Here is a 20,142-nt window from a genome sequence, read left to right as displayed (position 1 = left end):
TGAGCGGTCAGGGGACCTCGGAGGGCACGGCGGCGAGCACGGGGGTGATCCCCCTGCCGACCACCACCACACCGACGGCAGCAAGCAGTACGGCGAAGACCGTGACGGGAACGAACCCGGCGGAACCGGCGGCGGCGATGCCGAGTCCACCGGCAACTGCCATCGCGATGCCCGAGACGGTCGTGAAGAGTGTGAAGTCGGTGCCGGCGGATTCGTGCCGCACCAGGTCCATCGAGATCGTGTAGACGATCGCGCCCGAGGCGGCGAAGCCGATATTCGACAATGCCACGACGAGGATCACAGCGGCGCGGCCGTCGGATCCGAGCGCGAGCGCGACGGTGCCCAGGCATGCCGCCACCTGGGTCAGGCCCAGCGCGACCAGCGACAGTCGGCGTCCGAGTCGTCGGATGAACATCCCCGCGGCGATACCCGACACGATGCCGAAGGCGCTGCCGGCGATCACCACCACGGTGCCGATCTCGGATTCGGACCACCCGGCGTCGACGAGCATCGGGCGCACCAGGTTGTAGGAGATCGTCCCGCCGGCTGTGTACACGGGTAACAGGAACAGGGCCCACCGGGCGACCTCCGGGCGCGTGAAGAACTGCGTGATCGTCTTGCGAGTGACGCGTGGTCGTGGCTGTGTGGCGGTGGTGGTCTTCTCGTTCCAGGCCAGGACGAAGGGCAACGGAAGGGCACTCCAGACAGCGAGAACGAGGGCTGCGGCGGCCCAGCCCGCAGCGCCGTACACGAGGAGAACGAGCCCGCCGCCGACGATCTGGGCGACGCAGCTGCCCGCGGATTGGAAGCCGTTGCCGATCCCGCGGTCGGACGGCGTGAGCAGCCGCGTCGTGGCGGCGTCCGCGGCAACGTCCTGGGTACCGGCCACGATGAACAACGCGGCGTAGATGACCAGCGCGATGGAGAAGTCCTCCGCGGGGTCGAGGAGAGCGAGCGATGCGGCGCCGACGGCGAGCAGTGATTGTGTCGCGAGCAGCCAGCCGCGGTAGTGGCCCAGCCGTGAGGAGCCGTATCGGTCGACGAGCGGAGCCCAGAGGAATTTGAGAACGAGGAGAGTCGCGAGCCCGGTCGCAGCTCCGATCGTGGCAAGGGAGACACCGTTCGCCTGCGCGATGGTGAGGAATGCGTAGGTGAACATGCCCAGTGAGAGGTTCTGCGTGCAGTACAGCAGGGCCACGAGTGTCAGGCGTTGTGTCCTGGACATGGCCGAGGGCGGGGCGGAGGTGGGATCGGTGACGGGCAGAGGTGAGGTGGACATCGTTTCTCCGGGCATCAGAAAGCAATTGCGAAACGTCGGCGGTAATTGCGAGGGAAACGAACACGATCCCCATTTGAGGTGAGCCTAAGCTATCTTATTGATCATGAACAGTCGTACGACGACAGTCGAGCCGCCGCTCGAGTCCGGACGACGCGGGGCCGGAGGCGCCGAAACCGGTGCTGGTCCTACGGTGTCCGAAATACTCATGCGCCGAAGGATTTCGCTGATTCTCAGTGCGGTGGCCGCGATTCTCGGTGCGCTTGCTGGGCTGATCCCCTTCGTGGTGGTCTACCTCGTTGCAGTGGATCTCTTCGTTCCCGACGCACCGCGCACCGACCGCATCACGAGTCTGGTGGTCCTGGCGGCAGTGGGTGTGGCCGCGAAAGTTGTTCTGCGGGCGATCGCAAACTGGCTGTCGCATGTGACCGCGTACCGTGCGCTGGCCGATCTGCGGCTCGAACTCGCCGACCGCATCGATCGAATGCCGTTGGCGAGAGCCAGGTCCCGCAGTGCCGGTGAACTCAAGAAGGTCGTGCAGGACGACGTCGAGCAGCTCGAGCTCGGCTTGTCGCATGCCATCCCGGACATCGCTTCCTCCATTGCCGTCCCACTCGCCACCCTGGGCGTGATGTTCTGGATCGACTGGCGAATGGGACTCGCGGCGGTCGCGATCGTCGTGTGCGTCGTCGCGTGTATTGCCTGGGCGGTGGGACGCAGCGCCGATCTCGCTCCCCGGGAATCCGAGATCGGAACCGCCCTGAATGTGTCGGTTGTCTCATTTGTCCGCGGCATTCGCGTGATCCGAGGGTTCGTCCGGCCCACGAGTTCGTTCGTCGACGTCGAGCGCGCGGTTGCCGACAGCGAGGCGATCGAGAACCTCAAGACTTCCCGGGGCCGCATCGGGGCGGTCTCGGCGACCGCGTTCGCGTCGATCAGCGTCCTGTTCCTGCTCCCGCTCGGGCTCTATCTCGTCCACGTCGGATCGCTCGACGTCGCCGAACTCGTGTTCTTCCTGCTGGTCGGTGTGGGATTCGCGCAGCCTCTGATGAGTCTGACGCTCAGCGTGGCGGTCCTGCAGTACCAGGTGGAAGCGGGACTGAAGAACATCGGAGCGATCCTCGCGGAGGAAGACCTGCCACGAGCCGAGGATCCGCGCTCGCCGGCCGGCAGCCGGATCGAACTCGCCGACGTCCGCTTCGCATACGGCGACAACACGGTCCTCGACGGCATCGACCTCACGATCGAACCGGGAACCTCTGTCGCCCTGGTGGGTGGTAGCGGTGCCGGTAAGACGACGCTCCTGCGGTTGCTCGCGCGTTTCGCCGACGTGACCGGTGGTGCGGTCCGGCTCGGCGGTGTCGACCTGCGAGACATCGACCCGATCGAACTGGCCGGACTCGTGGCATACGTCCAGCAGGATGACTACGTCTTCGACGACACCGTGACCGAGAACATCCGACTGGCCAGGCCGGGTGCCACCGACGACGAAGTGCATGAGGCTGCCCGGCGCGCACGCGTCACGGAGTTTCTTCCCGACCTCGAAGACGGCTGGGCCACGCGACTCGGAGCCGGCGGAGATCGGCTTTCCGGCGGTCAGCGGCAACGTATTTCGATTGCTCGCGCATTCTTGAAGGACGCCCCGGTGGTCCTTCTCGACGAAGCCACCGCGTTCCTCGATGCGGAGAACGAGCAGGCCGTCGTCCGCGCTCTGGCGGACCTGGCCGAGGGGCGTACGGTCGTCACCGTCGCGCACCGCCTCGGGTCGATCACCGGGTACGACCGCATCCTCCTGCTCGATGCCGGGCGCATCGCGGCTGCCGGCACGCACACCGAACTGCTTGCCTCGAGCGAGGCCTACCTGTCGTTGTGGGAGGACTATCGCGCAGTCGACGGATGGCGCCTGGAGCCGGCCGACGACGCCGACCCGGCGGCGCATACATCCCGATCTGCCATGCCGCCTGCTGATACAGAGGAGCCGGCCTCCAGCGATGCGTACCGCGCCCCTGCTGTCGCGGATCTCGCTTCGAAAAATCCGGTGGCGCAATGGTTCGCAATGCTCGGTCATCACCGCTCGACCTTCTTCCGGCGCGGTCTCTGGCGTGTGCTTCTCGAGGGCGCGCTCACGAGTGCCCCGATGCTCGTGGTGTTCATCGCGTTGTTCACAGCGCTCGACGGACCGGTCGAGACCTCTGATGTCCTCACCCTCAGCGGTGCCCTGCTCGTTCTGTTCATCGCGCGTGTCGTCATCGGTGTGGATGTCGCCCGGGTCTGGTGGCCGGTGACGCAACGCGCAATCGCCGACCTGCGACGGTCGGTACTGCACCGGCTGCGTCGCGTGCCGCTCGGGGCCTTCGACCGGATGGATGCGGGCCGGACCTCGACCCTGGTCGTCTCCGATCTCGCCCTCGTCGATTTCGTCAACCTGCCGGGTAAACTCGTGGTCGCCGTCGTGCAACCGGTGCTCGCAACGATCGTGCTTGCCGTCCTCGACTGGAGACTCGCTGTGGCGGCGTTGATCGGTGTTCCGGTGTTCCTCGGACTGCTCGTGGTGGCAGACCGGGCCCAGAGGGCGATCAGTACCGACGTCACCGAAGCCCGCCGGGAAGCGAACACGGCTCTGCTCGAGTTCGTGCGCGGAGCCGCGGTCCTGCGCGCGTTCCCCGACGCACCCCAGGCCATCCGCTATCGCAGCGCGGTCGAGCGGCTGCGTCGTTCGAGCGTGGGGATGGCCGTGCGCACGAGCCCGCTGACCGCGGTGGCGACCGTGGTGCTCGAACTCGGCTTCGTGGCCCTCCTGTGGCTCGGAAGCTCCTTGTTCCTCGGCGGTGAGGTCGCCGCGACGACACTGCTGCTCTTCCTGGTGATTGCGCTCAACCTGTACCGGCCGCTGCAGGAACTGTTGGAGCTGAGTACGTATCGGCATCAGCAGGATCGGATCGCCGAGCAGCTCGGTGGCGTGTGGGACATCGATGAACTTCCCGAACCCACCGAACCGACACCCATGTCCGGCACCGACGTCGAATTCCGCGACGTGCGGTTCTCCTACAACGACGACGAAGCCCTGCGGGGTGTGTCGTTCCGGGCCGAATCGGGAAAGGTGACTGCTCTCGTCGGGCCGTCCGGCGCAGGCAAGTCCACGGTCGCGGATCTCGTCGCACGGTTCTGGGATGTCGATTCGGGTTCGATCCGCATCGGTGGAGCCGACGTGCGCGAGGTGACCGAGGACGATCTGCGTCGCACCGTCACGACCGTGTACCAAGAGGTCTATCTGTTCCCCGACACCATCCGCTCCAACCTCACGATCGGTGCGCCCGACGCGACGGACGAACAGGTGTGGTCGGCCCTCGAATCCGCGCAGGCCGCGGACTTCGTCCGAGCACTACCCGACGGGCTGGACGCCGCGCTGGCGGAAGCCGGTGACGACCTGTCCGGCGGTCAGCGGCAGCGACTTTCGATTGCTCGCGCGCTCCTGCGCGACCCCGACGTCCTGTTGCTCGACGAAGCGGTCGCCTCGATCGACCCGGCCACCGAACGTCGTATCCAGGTTGCGTTGTCGCACCTCGTGGCGGGACGCACGGTACTCGTCGTCGCGCATCGGCTCGACACGATCCGCGGTGCCGACCGCATCGTCGTTCTCGACGGCGGCGGCGTCGACGGAGTGGGCACGCACGACGAACTACTCGAGTCGAGTGCCGTGTACCGGCGTCTGTGGAATGCCCACGAGGTTGCCCACGCGGTCACAGGCTGATGGACGACCGTGTCCACCGTCCCAGGGCTCGGTACCTCGGACGGTGGGCACGGTCGTGTTCGGAGTCGGTTACGCGCCGGTCCAGACGGGAGCACGCTTCTCGGCGAATGCCTTGGCGCCTTCCTGGGCGTCGTTCGACGCGAACACCGGGTCGATGAACTCGCGCTGCGCGACGAACGCGTCGGGGTCGGTGTACTTCGCGGACATCGCCACGACCTGCTTGGTGGCCTTCACCGCGAGCGGCCCGTTGGCGGCGACGCGTGCGGCGAGTTCCTTCGCGACGGTCAGCGCCTCACCGGGTTCGGTGACCCGGTTGACGAGACCGTGCTGGAAGGCGACCTCGGCGGTGAGCGGGTCGCCGGTGATGGCCATCTCCATGGCCAGCGGGTACGGGAGGATCTTCGGCAGCCGCAGCAGGCCGCCGGCCGCAGCAGCGAGGCCGCGCTTGACCTCGGGAATGCCGAACTTCGCTTCCCGCGACGCGACGATCAGGTCGGCGGACAGTGCGAGTTCGCAACCGCCGGCGAGTGCCCAACCTTCGACCGCGGCGATCAGCGGCTTCGTGGGCGGAGCTTCGGTGATGCCGCCGAATCCGCGGCCGGGGATCGATGGACGCTCTCCGCGCGAGAATGCCTTGAGATCCATGCCGGCGCAGAAAGTCCCACCGGCACCGGTGAGAATGCCGATGGTCAGGTCGGGGCGTGCCTCGAATTCGTCCATCGCGGCGGCGAGGGCCTCGGACACCTCGAGGGTGACGGCGTTCTTGGCCTCGGGGCGATTGAGGGTGAAGACGGCGATGCCGTCGGCGAACTCGGTGAGAACAACGCTCATGTCAGCTTTTCCTTCGTTACTGGTCGGCGACGGGTATGGCGAGACTCCAACGGGAAGGAGTTCCTCCATCAGAAAGAATGACATTTCTGTCGGCAAGAACGATGAGGTGGGCCTGTGTCTCGCGGACGGCGAGGCGGAGCAGCCTCGGGTCCATCGCGCCGATCGGCCGCGACCACGTGATGCGTGTGGTGAGCTCCCACGCCGTCGACTCGGGGTGTGCGTCGACGGCGCAACGGATCTCTTCGAGGCGGTCGTCGTGGTGTCCCATCAGTTCTCGTGCCCGGTCGGTGACGCCCCGGAACCGGTACTCGTGGGCGGGGAGCACCTCGCAGTCCGGCAGCGCGGTGGTCGCATGAAGCGACAACAGGTAGCGATGCAGCGGGGAGTCGAGTTCACCCGGGCCCGACGAGATGTTGGGGCTGATACGCGGGAGCATGTGGTCGCCGCTGAACAGCAGGTCGTTGTCGCGGTCGACGAACGCGAGATGGCCCGGTGTGTGCCCGGGGGTCCACACCGCTTCGATGTTCCATCCGGGCAGATCGAGGCGGTCACCGCCCTCGAGGACGACGTCGGCGGAGGTGCCGGGAGGGAATCGGACAAGGTCGAAGCGGGGTGCCTCGACGACCTCGACCGGAGCACCGAGGTCGGTCAGATCCACCCGCCACGCTTCGACGTCGGCCGCGACATCGTCCGGAGCGAAGTGCCCGAGCGCGGTGGCTTCGGCGGTGTGCATCGCGATCGCGGCGCCCGTGGTCTCCCGCAGTCGCGGGGCGAGGCCGAAGTGGTCGGGGTGCAGATGAGTGATGGCCGCGTACCGCACATCGGTGATGTGGTGCCCCGTCGACGCGATGCCGTCGACGAGCGCTTGCCAGGACTCCTCGGTGTCCATGCCGGGATCGATCAGCGCCAGCCCGGTATCCAGAGCGAGCACATAGCAGAGCACGTAGCGCAGGGGGTTGTGCGGCATCGGGACGGGAATCGACCACAGCCCGGGCCGGACCTCCTCGACGGGAGGTAGTCGGTTCGCGGCCCACGCTTCTCGCTGGACGATGCCGATGTCTTCGGTGATGATCATGGTGTCGAGCCCTCCCGAGTCCCGAGGCTGTCGCACTCTCGGGGTCCGAGGATTTCCCGCAGGGTGCGCTTGAGGATCTTGCCGCTCGCGTTGCGCGGCAATTCCCCGACGATGTGGATGCGTTGCGGTTTCTTGTACGACGCGAGCCGCTCGGTCGTGAACGCGACGAGTTCGCGTTCCGTCGGTGCTTCGACGCCGTCGACCAGGCGTACTGCGGCGGTGACGGCCTCGCCCCAGCGTTCGTCGGGCAGACCGACCACGGCGACCTCCGCGACGGCGGGGTGTTCGGCGAGCGCGGCCTCGACCTCGACGGGGTACACGTTCTCCCCACCGGTGATGATCATGTCCTTCACGCGGTCGGTGACGAAGAGGTAGCCGTTCTCGTCGATGTGCCCGGCGTCGCCGGTGCGCAGAAATCCGTCGTCGGTGCACAGTGCGGCGGTCTCGGCGTCGCGCTGCCAGTACCCCGTGACGTTGTTGCGCGACCGCGACACGATCTCGCCGGTCTCTCCTTGTGGCAGCACTTCTCCGGTGACGATGTCGCGGATCTGTACCTCGGTACCCGGAAGTGGCGTCCCCGCAGACCGCAGCAGGTGGGTACGCGGTCCACGCGGGTCATGGTCGTCGGCACGCAGAGCGGTGAGTGCCCCCATCGTCTCGGTCATTCCGTAGCGCTGCACGAGCCTGCAATGCAGAGTGTCCATGGTCCGCTCGAGTAGCGCCGGAGTGATCGGGGACGCTCCGTAGGCGATGATTTCGAGACTGGACAGGTCGTATTCGTCGAGGTCGGGGAGTTCGAGGAGCATCCCGATCGCGGAGGGCACGAGGAAGGCATGGGTGACTCCGTACTCGGCGATGGCCGCGGCCACCTGTGGGGGGCGCATCTCGCCGAGCAGGATCACGTGCAGTCCGGCCGACAGGGACGTGCTGAGCCATCCGCTGCCGGCGATGTGGAACAGGGGCAGCGCATCCAGCGACACCGACTCGTTCCCGAACTCGTAGAGCTCGAGGCCTTCGGGGGTGTTGTAGATGTTGCGATGGACAGCCACAACACCTTTCGGCTTGCCGGTGGTGCCGGAGGTGTAGAGCTGGAGGAGTGCGGTCTCGGGGTCGTCGCCCAGGCCCGGATCGGTGTCGGTGCCCGAGGTGACGAGCTGACCCCATGTAGTGGCGCCGTCCGGAGCCGAATCACCGACGACGATGATGCGCACCTCCGGCAGTGCTGCGGCGACGGCGTGGGCAGCGTCGGCGAAGTCCGCCTCGACGATGAGCACGCCGATCTGTGCGTCCGTTGCGATCCATGCGATCTCGTCAGGGGTGAGCCGCCAGTTGATCGGGGTGAAGACGAGCCCGGCCTTCGTGCAACCGACGAGTGCCGCCGCGCCGGGCAACCCCATGCGCAGTAGCGCACCGATCCGGCCTGGCGGCGACGCCAGTGCGGCCAGCGCCGTGGCGACCTTGTTCGTGTACGTGTCGAACTCCGCATACGTGAGGGTCGCGCCTTCTGCCGTGACTGCAGGTGCCGAGGGCTGGGAGAGTGCCAGCTGCCGGATGCGGTTGGGAAGGTGCAGTTCGCTCACAAGGCACTCCTGATCGACGTCTGTCCGCGCGGACTACCGGTCCGGGGAATCCCAGTCGATCACGGGTGTGACGGCGGCGACAAAGTCCTGCGGCCGCATCCAGCGATAGGGCAAACCTATGTGCGTCGGTCGGTGGTGTGGGCTTCGCCGATGACCGAGGCGACGAGGCTGTGCACAGCGTGGGCGAGCCGTTCGGTCTGACCGGCTCGGATGTGTTGCAGGATCACATCGGGGTTGAGTGCGCCGAGGAGCAGGCGGCCGAGGACGGTGGCGTCGACGTCCGGTCGTGTTTCCGCCAGAAGCGTCGCGATGTGTCGCGCCCAGAACACATTGATCTCGTCCTCCTGCACTTCCCTGGTGGAGTTGTCGTACGCGATCATGAGCTCGACGTTGTCGACGATGAGCTGGAACATCGCGTCGAAATACGCGAGCAGTCGCTCGGGAGCGGGCGCCCCCGGACCGAGCGGCGGCTCGCCCTCCGTCACGGCGTCGCGGAGCGCCAGGGCGCGTTCGCGCACGAGCTCTCTCATCAGACCTGCGCGAGATCCGAAGCGGTGGAAGATCGTGCCCTTGCCGACCCCTGCTGCTGCCGCGATCTGATCGATGGACACATGCTCGGAGCCATGGGCTGCGAGGAGGGCGTCGGCGGCGTCGAGGATGGCGCGACGGTTCCGCGCTGCGTCGCTCCGCTCTTTTCTCGGTTGTTCGTTCAGCATCGCAGCGCCCTCCGTTGACAAGTTGACCGGCGGTCCATATCTTCGGTGTAGCGAATTGGACCACCGGTCATGTTATCGGGTGCGGCCCGAGGGATTGCATCGCACAAGCGCTACCTGTCGGAAGGATCTGTACATGTCCCACTTTCCGAAACCCGAGGAAGGAAGCTGGACCGAGCACTACGCCATCGACACCGCGCCGATGTCGTACGAAGACTCGATCAGCCCCGAACACTACGAGCTCGAACGCGCAGCCATCTTCGAGCGTTCCTGGCTCAATGTCGGTCGTATCAACCACCTTCGGAACGACGAACGTCGTTATACGCAGGACATCGTGATCGCAGAGGTCACAGTGCTGGTCACCGAGGACGCCGGCGGGAAGATATCGGCGTTCCGACTCCCGATCGGTGAAGACTCCTCCACCGCCGACCTCACCCCCGTCCAGGTCGACGTGTGGGAAGGATTCATCTTCGTCAACCTCGACGACGCGAACACGAACCCGCTGCGCGAGAGTCTGGGCAAGTTCGCGGCCGGACTCGAAGGATTCCCGTTCGGTGAATTCACCCAACGGTTCACATACCGGTCGGAGGTGGGAAGCAACTGGAAGCTCTACATCGACGCGTTCGCCGAGTTCTATCATGCTCCGGTGCTCCACTCGAAGCAGTACGTGTCGGAGGAGTCGCAGAAACTGCAGGCCTATGGCTTCGAAGCCTTGTACTACGACGTGGACGGCCCGCACGGAATGGTGTCGTCGTGGGGCGGAATGGCTCCGCCGAAGGACCCTTCGATGGTCAAGCCCATCGAACGCATCCTGCGCAGTGGCAATTTCGGTCCGTGGGACAAGCCCGACATCCCCGGTCTCGCCGACCTGCCCACCGGACTCAATCCCGCTCGGCACCCCTCGTGGGGCCTCGACTCCTACGTGTTCTTCCCGAACTTCATGCTCGTCATGTGGGAGCCGGGCTGGTTCCTGACGTACCACTACTGGCCGACCGCGTACAACCGCCACACCTTCGAAGGCACCATGTACATGGCGCCGCCGCGCAACGCCACCGACCGCTTACGTCAGGAGATCGCCGCGGTCACGTTCAAGGAATTCGCGCTGCAGGACTCCAACACGCTCGAAGCGACCCAGAAGATGCTCGAAACACGTGTGGTGTCGGAATTCCCGCTGTGTGATCAGGAGATCCTCCTGCGTCACCTGCATACGTCCGCACAGAGCATGGTCGACGATTACGTCGGGACTCACCAGCCTGCAACCACTTCGGCCGGATAGGAAGTGAAAGCCGCTATGAAACAACTGCTTCCCGCAGAATTCTCCGACCTCGAACCGTGGGCCGACTGGGCGCTGCCCACCGAAGCGCAGCGCTACGGCCGGCGTCTCGAGAGCGCGATGCCCGAACTGCAGGCTTTCTACGATGCGGCGCTCCCCCGGCTCGCCGATGCCGCAGCGTATCTCGACACGTTCGACCTCGAAAACCTGCCCGAGGACGCCACCCGCCTCCTGCACGTCTGCTATTCGTTGATCAACATCTCGTTCCCCATCGAGGCATGGCATCAAGCTCGCGTGCCAGATACGGGAGCCGCAAGCATGGATGCGGTACTCGAACCGGTCCCGTGACCCACGACGGTGCGTACCGCGGACCGGCGGTACGCACCGTGTCCGGTTCCTCTCAGCTGATCTCGAGCTCACCCATACGTGCCCACTCGACACCCGGGATCTCCATGTTGAGGATGCGCGGTGTCTCGGTCAGGGCCGGACGCATCGCCTCGAGCCCCTTCTCGAAGTGCTCGGACCCGACGTGTGCGGCCCCGGCGTCGCCGTCGCGGAACGCCTCCACGAGAACGAACTCGCTCGGATCGTCCACACTGCGGGACCAGTCGAACCACAGATTTCCCGGCTCGGCCCGGGTCGCCTCGGTGAACGCCTTCGTCGTCGTGGGCCACTTGTCCTGGTGCTCGGGGCGGACCTTGAATTTCACCACGATGAAGATCATCGATACCTCGCTCAGTAGATGTTGGACGGCCGGACCATACCCTCGGCAAGATCTCCGAATCCGGGTGCGTTGATCGCTCCCGGATTGCCGATGACCTCTTCGACGATCGCGGTTTCGGTCGTGATGAGCAAGGCCGCGATCGACGCTGCGCTCTCGAGCGCCGCCCGGGTGACCTTGAACGGATCGATCACACCCTCGTCGAACATGTCGCCATATTCGCCGGTCAGCGCATTGAAGCCATGTCCGAGTGGTAGACCTTCGACAACCTCGACCACTTTCTCACCGTCGAAACCGGCGTTGATCGCGATCCAGCGCAGGGGCTCGGCGAGGGCCCGCCGAACCACATCACGCCCGACGGCCTCGTCGCCCGGCAGGTCCAGATCTTCCAGTGCGCGATGTGCCTGGCCCAGTGCCGTGCCTCCGCCCGCGACGATCCCCTCCTCGAGCGCGGCGCGAGTCGCGGCGAGTGCGTCCTCGACGCGCAGCATGCGTTCCTTGAGTTCGACGCTCGTGGCACCGCCGACCTTGATCACCGCGACACGGCCGGTGAGGCGGGCCAGGCGCAGCTGCAGGGCATCCTGGTCGGCGTCGAGGCGTGCTCGCCCGAGTTGCGTCTCGAGCTGCCCGATCCGCGAGTCCAGGAGCGCGGTGTCGCCGTGACCGCCGACGATCGTGGTGTCGTTCTCTGTGACGGTGATGCGGTCGCACGAGCCCAGGTGCTCGAGCCCCACCTCGGAGAGTTCGACGCCGGTGTCCTTGGCGATGACATGTCCACCGAGGGCGACCGCGAGGTCCTGGAGTTCGGCGACACGGCGGTGCCCGAACCCCGGGGCACGCACGACGACGGACTGCATCGTCTTGTGCATGTTGCCGCCGACGAGCAGCTGCAATGCGGGTCCGTCGACGTCCTCGGCGAACACGACGAGCGGTCGGTCGGCACGCTTCGCCGCCTCGATCGTCGGCATGATGTCCTGCACCTGGGAGATCTTCTTGTTGGTGAGCAGGACCACCGGATTCTCGTGCACGGATTCCATGCGCTCGAAGTCGGTGACCATGTATCCGGATATGTAGCCGTGGTCGAACTCGATCCCGTCGACGACCTCGACCGACATGCCGAGGGTGTCGGATTCCTCGGTGGTCACGATCCCGGAGCGGCCGACATGCGCGACGGCCTCGGCGATCACTTCGCCGATCGCGTCGTCGTCGCTCGCGGCAAGTGTGGCGATGCGTTGCAGGTCCCGCTGCTCCGACACGGTGACCGAATTCGAGCGCAGAGTGTCGACGACGACCGGAACCGTGCGTTCGATCCCGCGCCGCACCCGCATCGGATTGGCGCCGGCATCCACGGCGCGCAGGCCCTCGCGCACCATCGCCTGAGCGAGGACGGTGGCGGTGGTGGTGCCGTCCCCGACGCTGCCGTTGGTCTTCATGGCGACTTCCTTCACCAGCTGCGCACCCATGTTCGCGAACGGGTCGCGCAATTGGATCTCGCGGGCGATGGTCACACCATCGTTGGTGATTGTCGGTGGGCCCGTGAGCTTTTCGAGGACAGCGTTACGTCCTTTGGGGCCGAGCGTCACCTTGACGGCGTCGGCGAGGGCATTGACGCCGTATTCGAGCAGCAACCGGGCTTCCTGGTTGAACCGCAGATCTTTTGCCATGATTCGTGTCCTCTCGTGGATGAGCGAGCGGTTCAGGGAACGAGAATTGCGCGGCCTCGGACGAGACCGGCATCGAGGTCGTCGATGGCCTGCTGGAATTCGTCGAGCGGGTACTTGGTGGTGTGCAGCGTGACCTTGCCCTGCGCGGCCAGTGCCATGAGTTCCTGCAGGTCGTTGTACGAGCCGACGAGATTGCCGATGAAGTTGATCTCGGTGGAGATCACGTCGATCGTGGGGATGTCGATGTTCTCGCCGTACCCGACCACGTAATAGTTGCCGGCCCGTCGCAGCATTGCGACGCCCTCCTTCGTCGATCCGCCTTCGCCGACGAAATCGACCACGGCTTCCGCACCCTTGCCGCCAGTGAGGTCGAGGACCTTCTGCACGTGCGTGCCGTCGGCGACGATCGCGTGATCGGCGCCGATGTCACCGGCGAGGGCGACCGCGTCGGGGTTCCGGTCGACCACGATCAATGTCGCTGCCGACATCGCGGCGAACACCTGGATCCCGATGTGGCCGAGACCGCCGGCACCGATTATCACGCACATGTCGCCGGGTCGAAGAGCCTTGGCGGTCTTCGCCACCGCGTGGTATGCGGTCAGTCCCGCGTCGGCGAGCGCAGCGACGTCGGCGGGTTCGAGCGAATCGTCGATGCGCACGACGCTCCGAGCGGTGGTGCGCAGATATTCGGCGTATCCGCCGTTGGTGTCGATGCCCGGAAACCGGTTGTTCTCGCAGTGCACGTCGTCGCCGAAACGACACGCTCGGCACTGCCCGCAGGTGATGAGCGGGTGCAGGATCACCTTGTCTCCCACCGACACGTTGGTGACGGCACCGCCGACGGCATGCACCCAGCCCGCGTTCTCGTGACCGATGGTGTACGGCAGTTCGACGCCGCTCTTCTCCTCCCACTGACCTTCGAGGATATGGATGTCGGTGCGGCACACCCCGGCGCCGCCGATGCGCACGATGACGTCGAGCGGACTCTCGATCTCGGGCTCCGGAACGTCGGTCAGCTGCAGTTTGGTGTGGTAACCCACGACCTGCACGGCCTTCATGAAACCCTCCTGGCTGTGATGGAAGTTGTTCGGGTGTCGTAGATCCTGGGGACCGGGCCGTCGGTGTCGTCGTACCGCGTAGCGAGGAGGCCGCGGCAGAAATGCGAATTTCCCTCCATCGAGATTCGGACCGACTTCGCGAAGCGCAACCGCAGGGGCACCGCATCGCGTGGGACGGGTTTTCCGTCGTCGTCGACGAAGACTCGACCTGCCGGACAGACGCTCAATCCGATGCCGATGCGTCGGCGAAGCAGTGCCGACTTCTCGGGCCCCTTCGGCAGATCGCTCAGTATCAGCGACGAGATGTCGTCGACCCCAAGGCTCGTCTGTTTCAGCAGTTTCTCGATGCAACGTTCCATCGCGGCGGTGTGCGCCTTGCGGCGGAAGATGCGACGGAGGTCGTCGAGGCTGTCGACGGCCTCCACACCGAACGTGCCGCGGTATCCGGCATCCGCGGCGAGTCCGGCATTGATCTTGTCGCTGTCGTGATGCTCGTCGAGCAGGATCCGGACCTCACCGGCTTCGGGTATCAGGCGCAGGGCGTCCTGCGCGTCGGATGCCATGAGATACGCAAAATTCGGTGAACAGAACGACGTGGGCAGGCGCAGATGTACCGTCACCCCGCGATCGTCGAGGATCACCGACCGGACGAAGCCCAGGTCGGTGATCGGCTCGTCGAGCTCGGGGTCGACGACGGCCTCGAGCGCCTCCATGACCTCGTCCACCGTGACGTCGACCCGCATCATGACGCCACAGCCTCCTTGGCTCCCGCGGCGACCTCGACACCGCTCTGCCCTGCCGGTTCATCGAGCCGCAGGTGCTCAGGTACGTCGATGTCGTACAGCGCCGCCGCATTGAGACCGAGGATCTTCTTCTTCTGTTCGAGGGTGATCGGCGCGTATTCGGTCATGTCCTCGGGGATCTTGAAGTCCACGAACTTCTCGATCAGCCACCGCGGTGTCCACAGCGCGTAGTCGCTCGAGAACAGGATCTTGTCCTCGCCGATCCAGTAGAGGAGCTCGCCCATGATCTGCGCGAAGTAGCGAGGCCGGGTATGGATGAACGGAATGGCCACGGCCAGGCCACCGTACACGTTCGACTCCTGCGTCGCGATCCAGCAAAAGTCCTCGAGACGAGGCAGGCCCACGTGCTCGACGACGAACCTCAGATCCGTGTAGTCGGTCGCGACCTTGTCGACGTCGCCGACATCGAACGAGTCCTTGTCCAGTGGCCTGATCGTAGGACCCTTGTGGACATGGACGTTCTTGATACCCAATTCGATGCACTCTTCGAGATAGCGTCGCGACCACTTGTCGTCGAGCTTGTATCCACGTGAATCACCGAACCATTCAGCGGTGTACAGCTTCACGCCCTGCAGATTCATCCGCTCGGCATCGCGTCGAAGCTGCTCGAGGCCGGCCTCTTCGTTCCGTGGATCGTACGCGTGGTTGTAGGTGAGCTTGTTGGGATGCATCTGCGCCAGCGCGAGTGACTCCTCGGTACGACCGAATCCGTTGTTGTAGAAGTCGTTCAGAAGAGTGGCCTGGAATATCGCATGATCTGCGTAGCCGTCCTCGAAGATGTCCTTCATGAGCCTGTCGGCACTGTACCTGGTGTAGAGATCGTAATCCCACACTTCTTCTTCAGGGCTGAGGTTTCGGTGGTAATCGTAGAAGCAGTCGATGAACTGCTTACCGTGGATGTTCTTCAGGTTGGGTTCGCTTGCATCCCAGAGGTGAATATGGGCATCGACGATGAAGTACTCTTGTCCGTCCTTCTTGTACATCTGTGCCTCGCTCGATTGTCGGGAACTGCAGGGCTGGTGCAGTGTCAGTGCGCGGTGAGGTCGAAGCCGATGTATTCGGCTGCGTCTTCAGGGCTGGCGAAGAGCATCGTCTTGTTGTCGAGATGCACCATGCGTCCGTAGTGGGTCGAGCTGATCTCCTCGAACACCGACCCGTCGAACTCGGAGCCCAGGGCATCGGTGAGCTCGTCGTAGTCGAACTCGAGCAACTTCGTTCCGTCGACGCGGATCATCGATGGATATTCCGTCAGTTCCACGCCGACCTTGGTGCCCATGACATCGGCGACGACACGTCCGATCGGTGTGTTCATCAGTGTGACGCCACACTTGTTGGAGAACTCGGTGGCGGATCCGAAATTCATGCTCACTGGTCCAGCTCCTTCGGTGTGTCGAGTCCGATGTCCCCGAGGAGGGACCGGAACTTGTCTTCGGCGGCGTCGAGGCTCGTGGTGAACGTGACCGCGCGATCGGCTGGTTGCGACCAGATGGGCTGCAGCGCCCGTGCCGCGTCGAGGCACCGGGGCACCCATGTCTCGAGCCACGTGGCGAACAATGCCTTGTTTGCCTCGCCGTGCTCCTCGTCGCGGGTGAGCAGCTGGAACAAGTTGCGCGAGTAGGCCAGATCACGGTCGTAGTCATGTTCGCCCGTGCCCACGATCGTCGGCGTGATGTAGTCGCCGTTACGGGCCGCGATCTGCATGATCAGTTCACTGCGGAACAACGATCCGACGAGCTGCTCGAACACGATGTTGGTGGCGAACAGGAGCTCACACCAGTCCGGAACCGCGGTGAGACGTTCCACGACCTCGCGGGTGGGTTGCCACTCGGGAGCCGACTGCCACACTTCCTTGTGCATGGAACCGTCGAACTCCGCCCCCGATTCGGAAAGATCGAGGTTGAACAGGGCGAGGTCCTGCGCGAACCGCATCTTGTGTGCAGCGTTGACCGCAACCGCCGTATTGATCATGTTGCTGGGCCCGGACCGCTGGATCGACGTGAACACATGTAGCGCAAGGCCGTTCTCGGCGTGCATCCAGGCACCCAGATTCCGCTCGATGAATGTGAGCCACGGCGCGTTCCAGCTTTCGTAGGCCCTGGCACGTTTTGCGTTCTTCAGGCACAGATCCACCTGCCGCACGATCGCCGCATTGTTGCGGAAGATCGTCTGGTCCCATTCCTCGTTCGGATCCCGGAATTTGTGCCAGTCGGATGATTTCGCGGCCGTCCATTCCTTCGGGTATCCGCCGGGACCGGCACCGAAGCCGTAGATCCAGCCCTGCGACAGATGTCGTTCGGGATCGGGCTGCACATCGACGGTGACGTCCTCGTACGTCGTCGCGCGCAGCTTGGCGGGCTTGTAGTAGTTGTATGTACGGCTCTTCGAACTCGGGAACTCGCGCGCGCCGGCCTCGGCGTCGGTGAATTCGATACGAGGAAAGCTTCGCCGCTGCGGCTCTGCCGTTGCAGTCATCTCGCTGTGCTCCTGTCGTTGAGAGGAATCGATCGAGGGCTGGATCAATCGAAAGCTGGACTGGTGAACTTGTCGTAGAAGATCTGGTCGTTCGGCACGGTGCGGCTGTCGAGGAGTTCGAGAGCGGCGTCGACCATCGGGGGCGGGCCGCACAGATACACCTCGCACCCGGCCAGTTCGTCCTCGCGCCGGTCGACGACGTCGGTGACCATCCCGGTCTCGACCTCGGACAGCACCGGTGGCACCGCATCGGCCGATTCCGAGAGGCAGGGCACGAACACGAAGTCACGCAGGCCTTTACCGAGCTCGAGAATCTCATCGAGGTAGAACAGGTCCTCGCCGGTGCGGGCGCCGTAGTAGAACCGGACGGGACGTGTGCAGTCGGTCTCGTTCATGTGCCGAAGTAGCGACAGGATCGGGGCCATTCCCGCACCACCACCTATGCACACGACCGGCAGCACATGCCCGTCCTTGAGTGTGAACGACCCGTACGGGCCGGTGAGCGCGATGTCGTCGCCCACCGAGATGCCCTGACGAGGGTCTTCACCGCCGAGCATTCCGGAGAATTTGCCGCCCGGATACTTCTTGATGAGGAACTCGATCTGTCCGGGGGTCGACTGCGTGGTCGCCATCGAGAACGAGCGGTGCTCCTCGGTGCCGGGGATCGTCAGGTCGGAGTACTGACCGGGTTTGAACTCGAACGTGCTCGGTTCGACCGCCTCGAGCCGTAGCGACACGATATCTCGGGTGACGGCCTCGATTGCGCGAACAGTGGTGCGGACGTTCTGGATGGGTACGCCACCGAGGAGTTCGTCCTCGTCGAAATTGAGCAGTTCGATGGTGCAATCACTGAAGGAGTGCGCCCGGCACAGCAGCACGTATCCTTCTTCGACCTCCGAATCGTTGCAGGCGAATGTCGAGTAACGCTCCATCTGGATGTCGCCGTCGAGAACATACGATTTGCAGGCCGAACATTGCCCTTCGCGGCAGCCGTGCATCAGATGGATGCCCTGTCGGAAGGCTGCATCGAGGATCTTCTCGTCCTCGGTGACTTCCATTTCGATGTCGACGGGTTCGAAGTGGATGCGGTGGGTGTCGGCCACGACGGACCTCCTGTTCTCCGGAAAACTGGCGGTGGGATAGCGGTGCTGTGCCGCCGATCAGGGCGGTGTCGTGCCGCCGGTGGGTGCGGTGGGCGGCGCCGGGAGCTCGGTGCTGCGGCCGGCGCCGCCCACGCGCGTCTTGTTACAGGGGCGTCGCGCCCGCGCGGTACTCCGCGATGTGCGCTGCCCGCTGCTCGTCGGTCATCTGGTTCAACAACACGTTCGGGCTCTGGAACGTATTGCCCCGCACGTCGTCGAGGGTCCACATCTTCTTGGGATCCAGGTCGAGATGGGGTTGGCCGATGAGGGTCTTGCCGTCATCTCGCACATAACCGAGATCCGAGACGATGTCGGCCAGGTCCTTGTCGTGGTGGAGCGTCTCCCATTCTCGGAAGCCGGTGAGCCGACCCATGTTCGGCGTCTCCCGACCCTCGTACTCGCCGCGGAACGCAACCGCGTCGGTCCAGTAGCACGGCTCCGAGCAGTAGGTGCGCCACTGACCGTCGACCTTTTCGACCACCATGTCTTCGCGGACCAGGGCAGGGACCATGCACGTCCAGCAGCGGTGCGGATACTGGTACCCGACCTCCTCGAATGCGATCGGCTTGTTCCTACCCGGGTAGGCGAGGCGGTTGTAGTTCTCCCACCACTTACCGAACTTCGAGTACCAGCCCGGGTACTTCTCCTCGAACCATTCGAAGTCGGCGTCGGTCATCGCGTCGATCCGCCAGTAGTTCACGGGCCAGCCGGTCGCGAAGAATCGCGCGACCTCGTGCACGTAGCTCTTCTCGGTGATGCGTTTCCACGATTCCTCGACCAGGTCGTGCGGGATCGTCAGCCCGTACTTCTCGAGGGGAAGCAGGTAGCTGCGGTAGTAGTCGTCGTAGATCCACCGGCGCCACATCTCGGCGTAACTCTCGCGGTCCTTGCGGCGGTCCTTCGTGCCGTACTCGATGAACGTGCCGATCGCGGCGTCGACGACGCAGTGGTTGTTCCACCACGCGTACCGCAGATCGCGCTCGAGCAGCGGTCGGTTCCGCTCGTCGGCCAGCGCCATGAGCAGGATCGAGTACCCGTTGGAGATATGCCGGGATTCGTCGGACTGCACCGAGTGGAACACCGTCGGCAGCAGGTAGTCGCCGTTGGCGGCCGCCTCGTCGGGCATCGCTACGAACAGAGTGTTCGTGAATGCGGTCTCCGCGACGACCGTCAGGTAGATGTTGGCGGCGGTGATCGCGTCGCCGGTGATGAAGCCCTCGCCGAACTGCCGGCCGATCGTGCCCGCGTAGTTGTTCGAGAACGCCTTCTCGGTGATGTCGAACCCGGCGGGGTCGATGTAGTTGTTCATGTACAGCTTCTTGAGGTTCATCTGAATCGTGGAATGACGAACCTCGTCGATCATCTGCACCGCGAGCCCGTTGTGGATCTCCGGGTTCGGTACGGCGTCGATCGCCATGGGCATCGCGCGGGCCGCCGAGATCTCGGGAAACGGGATGATCGACAGGAACAGCTTCTGCCATTCCAGCCAGCGCTCCTGGACCTGGCGGAACATGTTTCCGCGGATGGCGCCGTCCATTGCGCCGTAGACGCGGTTGTCCTTTTCTTCCTCCATCGGGAAGTACGACCGCATGATCTGCTTCAGGGGGTCTTTCTTCGGGGCTTTCTCGAACGTGTAGTCCGTGCCGAATCGTGTCGCGGGAGTCGCGAATGTGGGTTCCCACGACAATTCGGTGATCTTGGCATGTGCCTTCGTCAAGCTCTGCCTGCTCAAGGTGACGCCTCCTGGGTTGGGAGCCGGTGAGTCCGGCCGTCGGAACTTCGG

At 64.7% G+C, this 20,142-nt stretch carries 17 protein-coding genes; 3 read left to right on the top strand and 14 right to left on the bottom strand.

Annotation, left to right across the window (positions count from 1 at the left end):
* Positions 1-7: 7 nt before the first annotated feature.
* Positions 8-1,279, bottom strand: coding sequence for an MFS transporter (locus tag Q7514_RS21765; RefSeq protein WP_330135336.1), 1,272 nt, complete (start codon positions 1,277-1,279; stop codon positions 8-10).
* 103 nt (positions 1,280-1,382) lie between these two features.
* Here Q7514_RS21765 and Q7514_RS21760 point away from each other — a divergent pair, with 103 nt between their 5' ends.
* Complete coding sequence (locus Q7514_RS21760; protein ID WP_330135335.1) at positions 1,383-5,027, top strand: ABC transporter ATP-binding protein; 3,645 nt, start codon at positions 1,383-1,385, stop codon at positions 5,025-5,027.
* 69 nt (positions 5,028-5,096) lie between these two features.
* On the opposite strand, the gene Q7514_RS21755 is transcribed toward Q7514_RS21760, so the two are convergent.
* The 4 genes from Q7514_RS21755 to Q7514_RS21740 all read right to left on the bottom strand — a co-directional run bounded on the left by Q7514_RS21755 (position 5,097) and on the right by Q7514_RS21740 (position 9,229).
* Positions 5,097-5,858, bottom strand: a complete 762-nt coding sequence (locus Q7514_RS21755) for a crotonase/enoyl-CoA hydratase family protein (protein ID WP_330135334.1) — start codon at positions 5,856-5,858, stop codon at positions 5,097-5,099.
* A gap of 16 nt (positions 5,859-5,874) precedes the next feature.
* Positions 5,875-6,933: an MBL fold metallo-hydrolase gene (locus tag Q7514_RS21750; protein WP_330135333.1), complete on the bottom strand. Its 1,059-nt coding sequence runs from the start codon at positions 6,931-6,933 to the stop codon at positions 5,875-5,877.
* Complete coding sequence (locus tag Q7514_RS21745) at positions 6,930-8,513, bottom strand: long-chain-fatty-acid--CoA ligase (RefSeq protein ID WP_330135332.1); 1,584 nt, start codon at positions 8,511-8,513, stop codon at positions 6,930-6,932. The genes Q7514_RS21750 and Q7514_RS21745 overlap by 4 nt, the downstream gene beginning before the upstream one ends.
* Before the next feature lie 116 nt (positions 8,514-8,629).
* Entirely contained in the window at positions 8,630-9,229 is a 600-nt protein-coding gene (locus Q7514_RS21740; protein WP_330135331.1) for a TetR/AcrR family transcriptional regulator, read from the bottom strand.
* Positions 9,230-9,362: 133 nt separating this feature from the next.
* Between Q7514_RS21740 and Q7514_RS21735 the strand changes: the two genes are divergently transcribed.
* On the top strand, positions 9,363-10,502 hold the full coding sequence (locus Q7514_RS21735; protein WP_330135330.1) for an RHO alpha subunit C-terminal catalytic domain-containing protein: 1,140 nt from the start codon (positions 9,363-9,365) through the stop codon (positions 10,500-10,502).
* 15 nt (positions 10,503-10,517) lie between these two features.
* Positions 10,518-10,847 (top strand): hypothetical protein, encoded by a 330-nt coding sequence (locus Q7514_RS21730; protein WP_330135329.1) that lies wholly within the window; start codon positions 10,518-10,520, stop codon positions 10,845-10,847.
* A 52-nt stretch (positions 10,848-10,899) separates the two neighbouring features.
* Here the strand turns inward: Q7514_RS21730 and Q7514_RS21725 are convergent, their stop codons facing one another.
* From Q7514_RS21725 to Q7514_RS21685, 9 genes are all read right to left on the bottom strand, one after another.
* Entirely contained in the window at positions 10,900-11,223 is a 324-nt protein-coding gene (locus Q7514_RS21725) for a putative quinol monooxygenase (protein WP_330135328.1), read from the bottom strand.
* Between the two features lie 11 nt (positions 11,224-11,234).
* Positions 11,235-12,884, bottom strand: coding sequence for a chaperonin GroEL (groL, locus tag Q7514_RS21720; protein ID WP_330135327.1), 1,650 nt, complete (start codon positions 12,882-12,884; stop codon positions 11,235-11,237).
* Positions 12,885-12,916: 32 nt separating this feature from the next.
* Positions 12,917-13,942 (bottom strand): NAD(P)-dependent alcohol dehydrogenase, encoded by a 1,026-nt coding sequence (locus Q7514_RS21715; RefSeq protein WP_330135326.1) that lies wholly within the window; start codon positions 13,940-13,942, stop codon positions 12,917-12,919.
* Positions 13,939-14,688, bottom strand: a complete 750-nt coding sequence (locus tag Q7514_RS21710; RefSeq protein WP_408016155.1) for a metal-sulfur cluster assembly factor — start codon at positions 14,686-14,688, stop codon at positions 13,939-13,941. Before Q7514_RS21710 ends, Q7514_RS21715 begins: the two co-directional genes overlap by 4 nt.
* On the bottom strand, positions 14,685-15,728 hold the full coding sequence (locus tag Q7514_RS21705; RefSeq protein ID WP_330135325.1) for an amidohydrolase family protein: 1,044 nt from the start codon (positions 15,726-15,728) through the stop codon (positions 14,685-14,687). Before Q7514_RS21705 ends, Q7514_RS21710 begins: the two co-directional genes overlap by 4 nt.
* Positions 15,729-15,772: 44 nt before the next feature.
* Positions 15,773-16,114 (bottom strand): propane 2-monooxygenase effector subunit MimD, encoded by a 342-nt coding sequence (mimD, locus tag Q7514_RS21700; RefSeq protein WP_330135324.1) that lies wholly within the window; start codon positions 16,112-16,114, stop codon positions 15,773-15,775.
* The gene (locus tag Q7514_RS21695; RefSeq protein WP_330135323.1) at positions 16,111-17,217 is read right to left on the bottom strand and encodes an aromatic/alkene monooxygenase hydroxylase subunit beta; all 1,107 of its coding nucleotides are present in this window, start codon (positions 17,215-17,217) and stop codon (positions 16,111-16,113) included. The genes mimD and Q7514_RS21695 overlap by 4 nt, the downstream gene beginning before the upstream one ends.
* Positions 17,218-17,261: 44 nt before the next feature.
* Positions 17,262-18,320, bottom strand: a complete 1,059-nt coding sequence (locus Q7514_RS21690; RefSeq protein WP_330135322.1) for a 2Fe-2S iron-sulfur cluster-binding protein — start codon at positions 18,318-18,320, stop codon at positions 17,262-17,264.
* Positions 18,321-18,462: 142 nt separating this feature from the next.
* Positions 18,463-20,091 carry a ferritin family protein gene (locus tag Q7514_RS21685; RefSeq protein WP_330135321.1) on the bottom strand — a complete coding sequence of 543 codons (1,629 nt, stop codon included), beginning with the start codon at positions 20,089-20,091 and terminating at the stop codon, positions 18,463-18,465.
* Positions 20,092-20,142 lie beyond the last annotated feature (51 nt).

Origin of the sequence: Rhodococcus artemisiae, assembly GCF_036327795.1 — a bacterium.
GTDB lineage: Bacteria > Actinomycetota > Actinomycetes > Mycobacteriales > Mycobacteriaceae > Rhodococcus > Rhodococcus artemisiae.
This window is presented reverse-complemented; position numbering and strand designations above follow the sequence as displayed.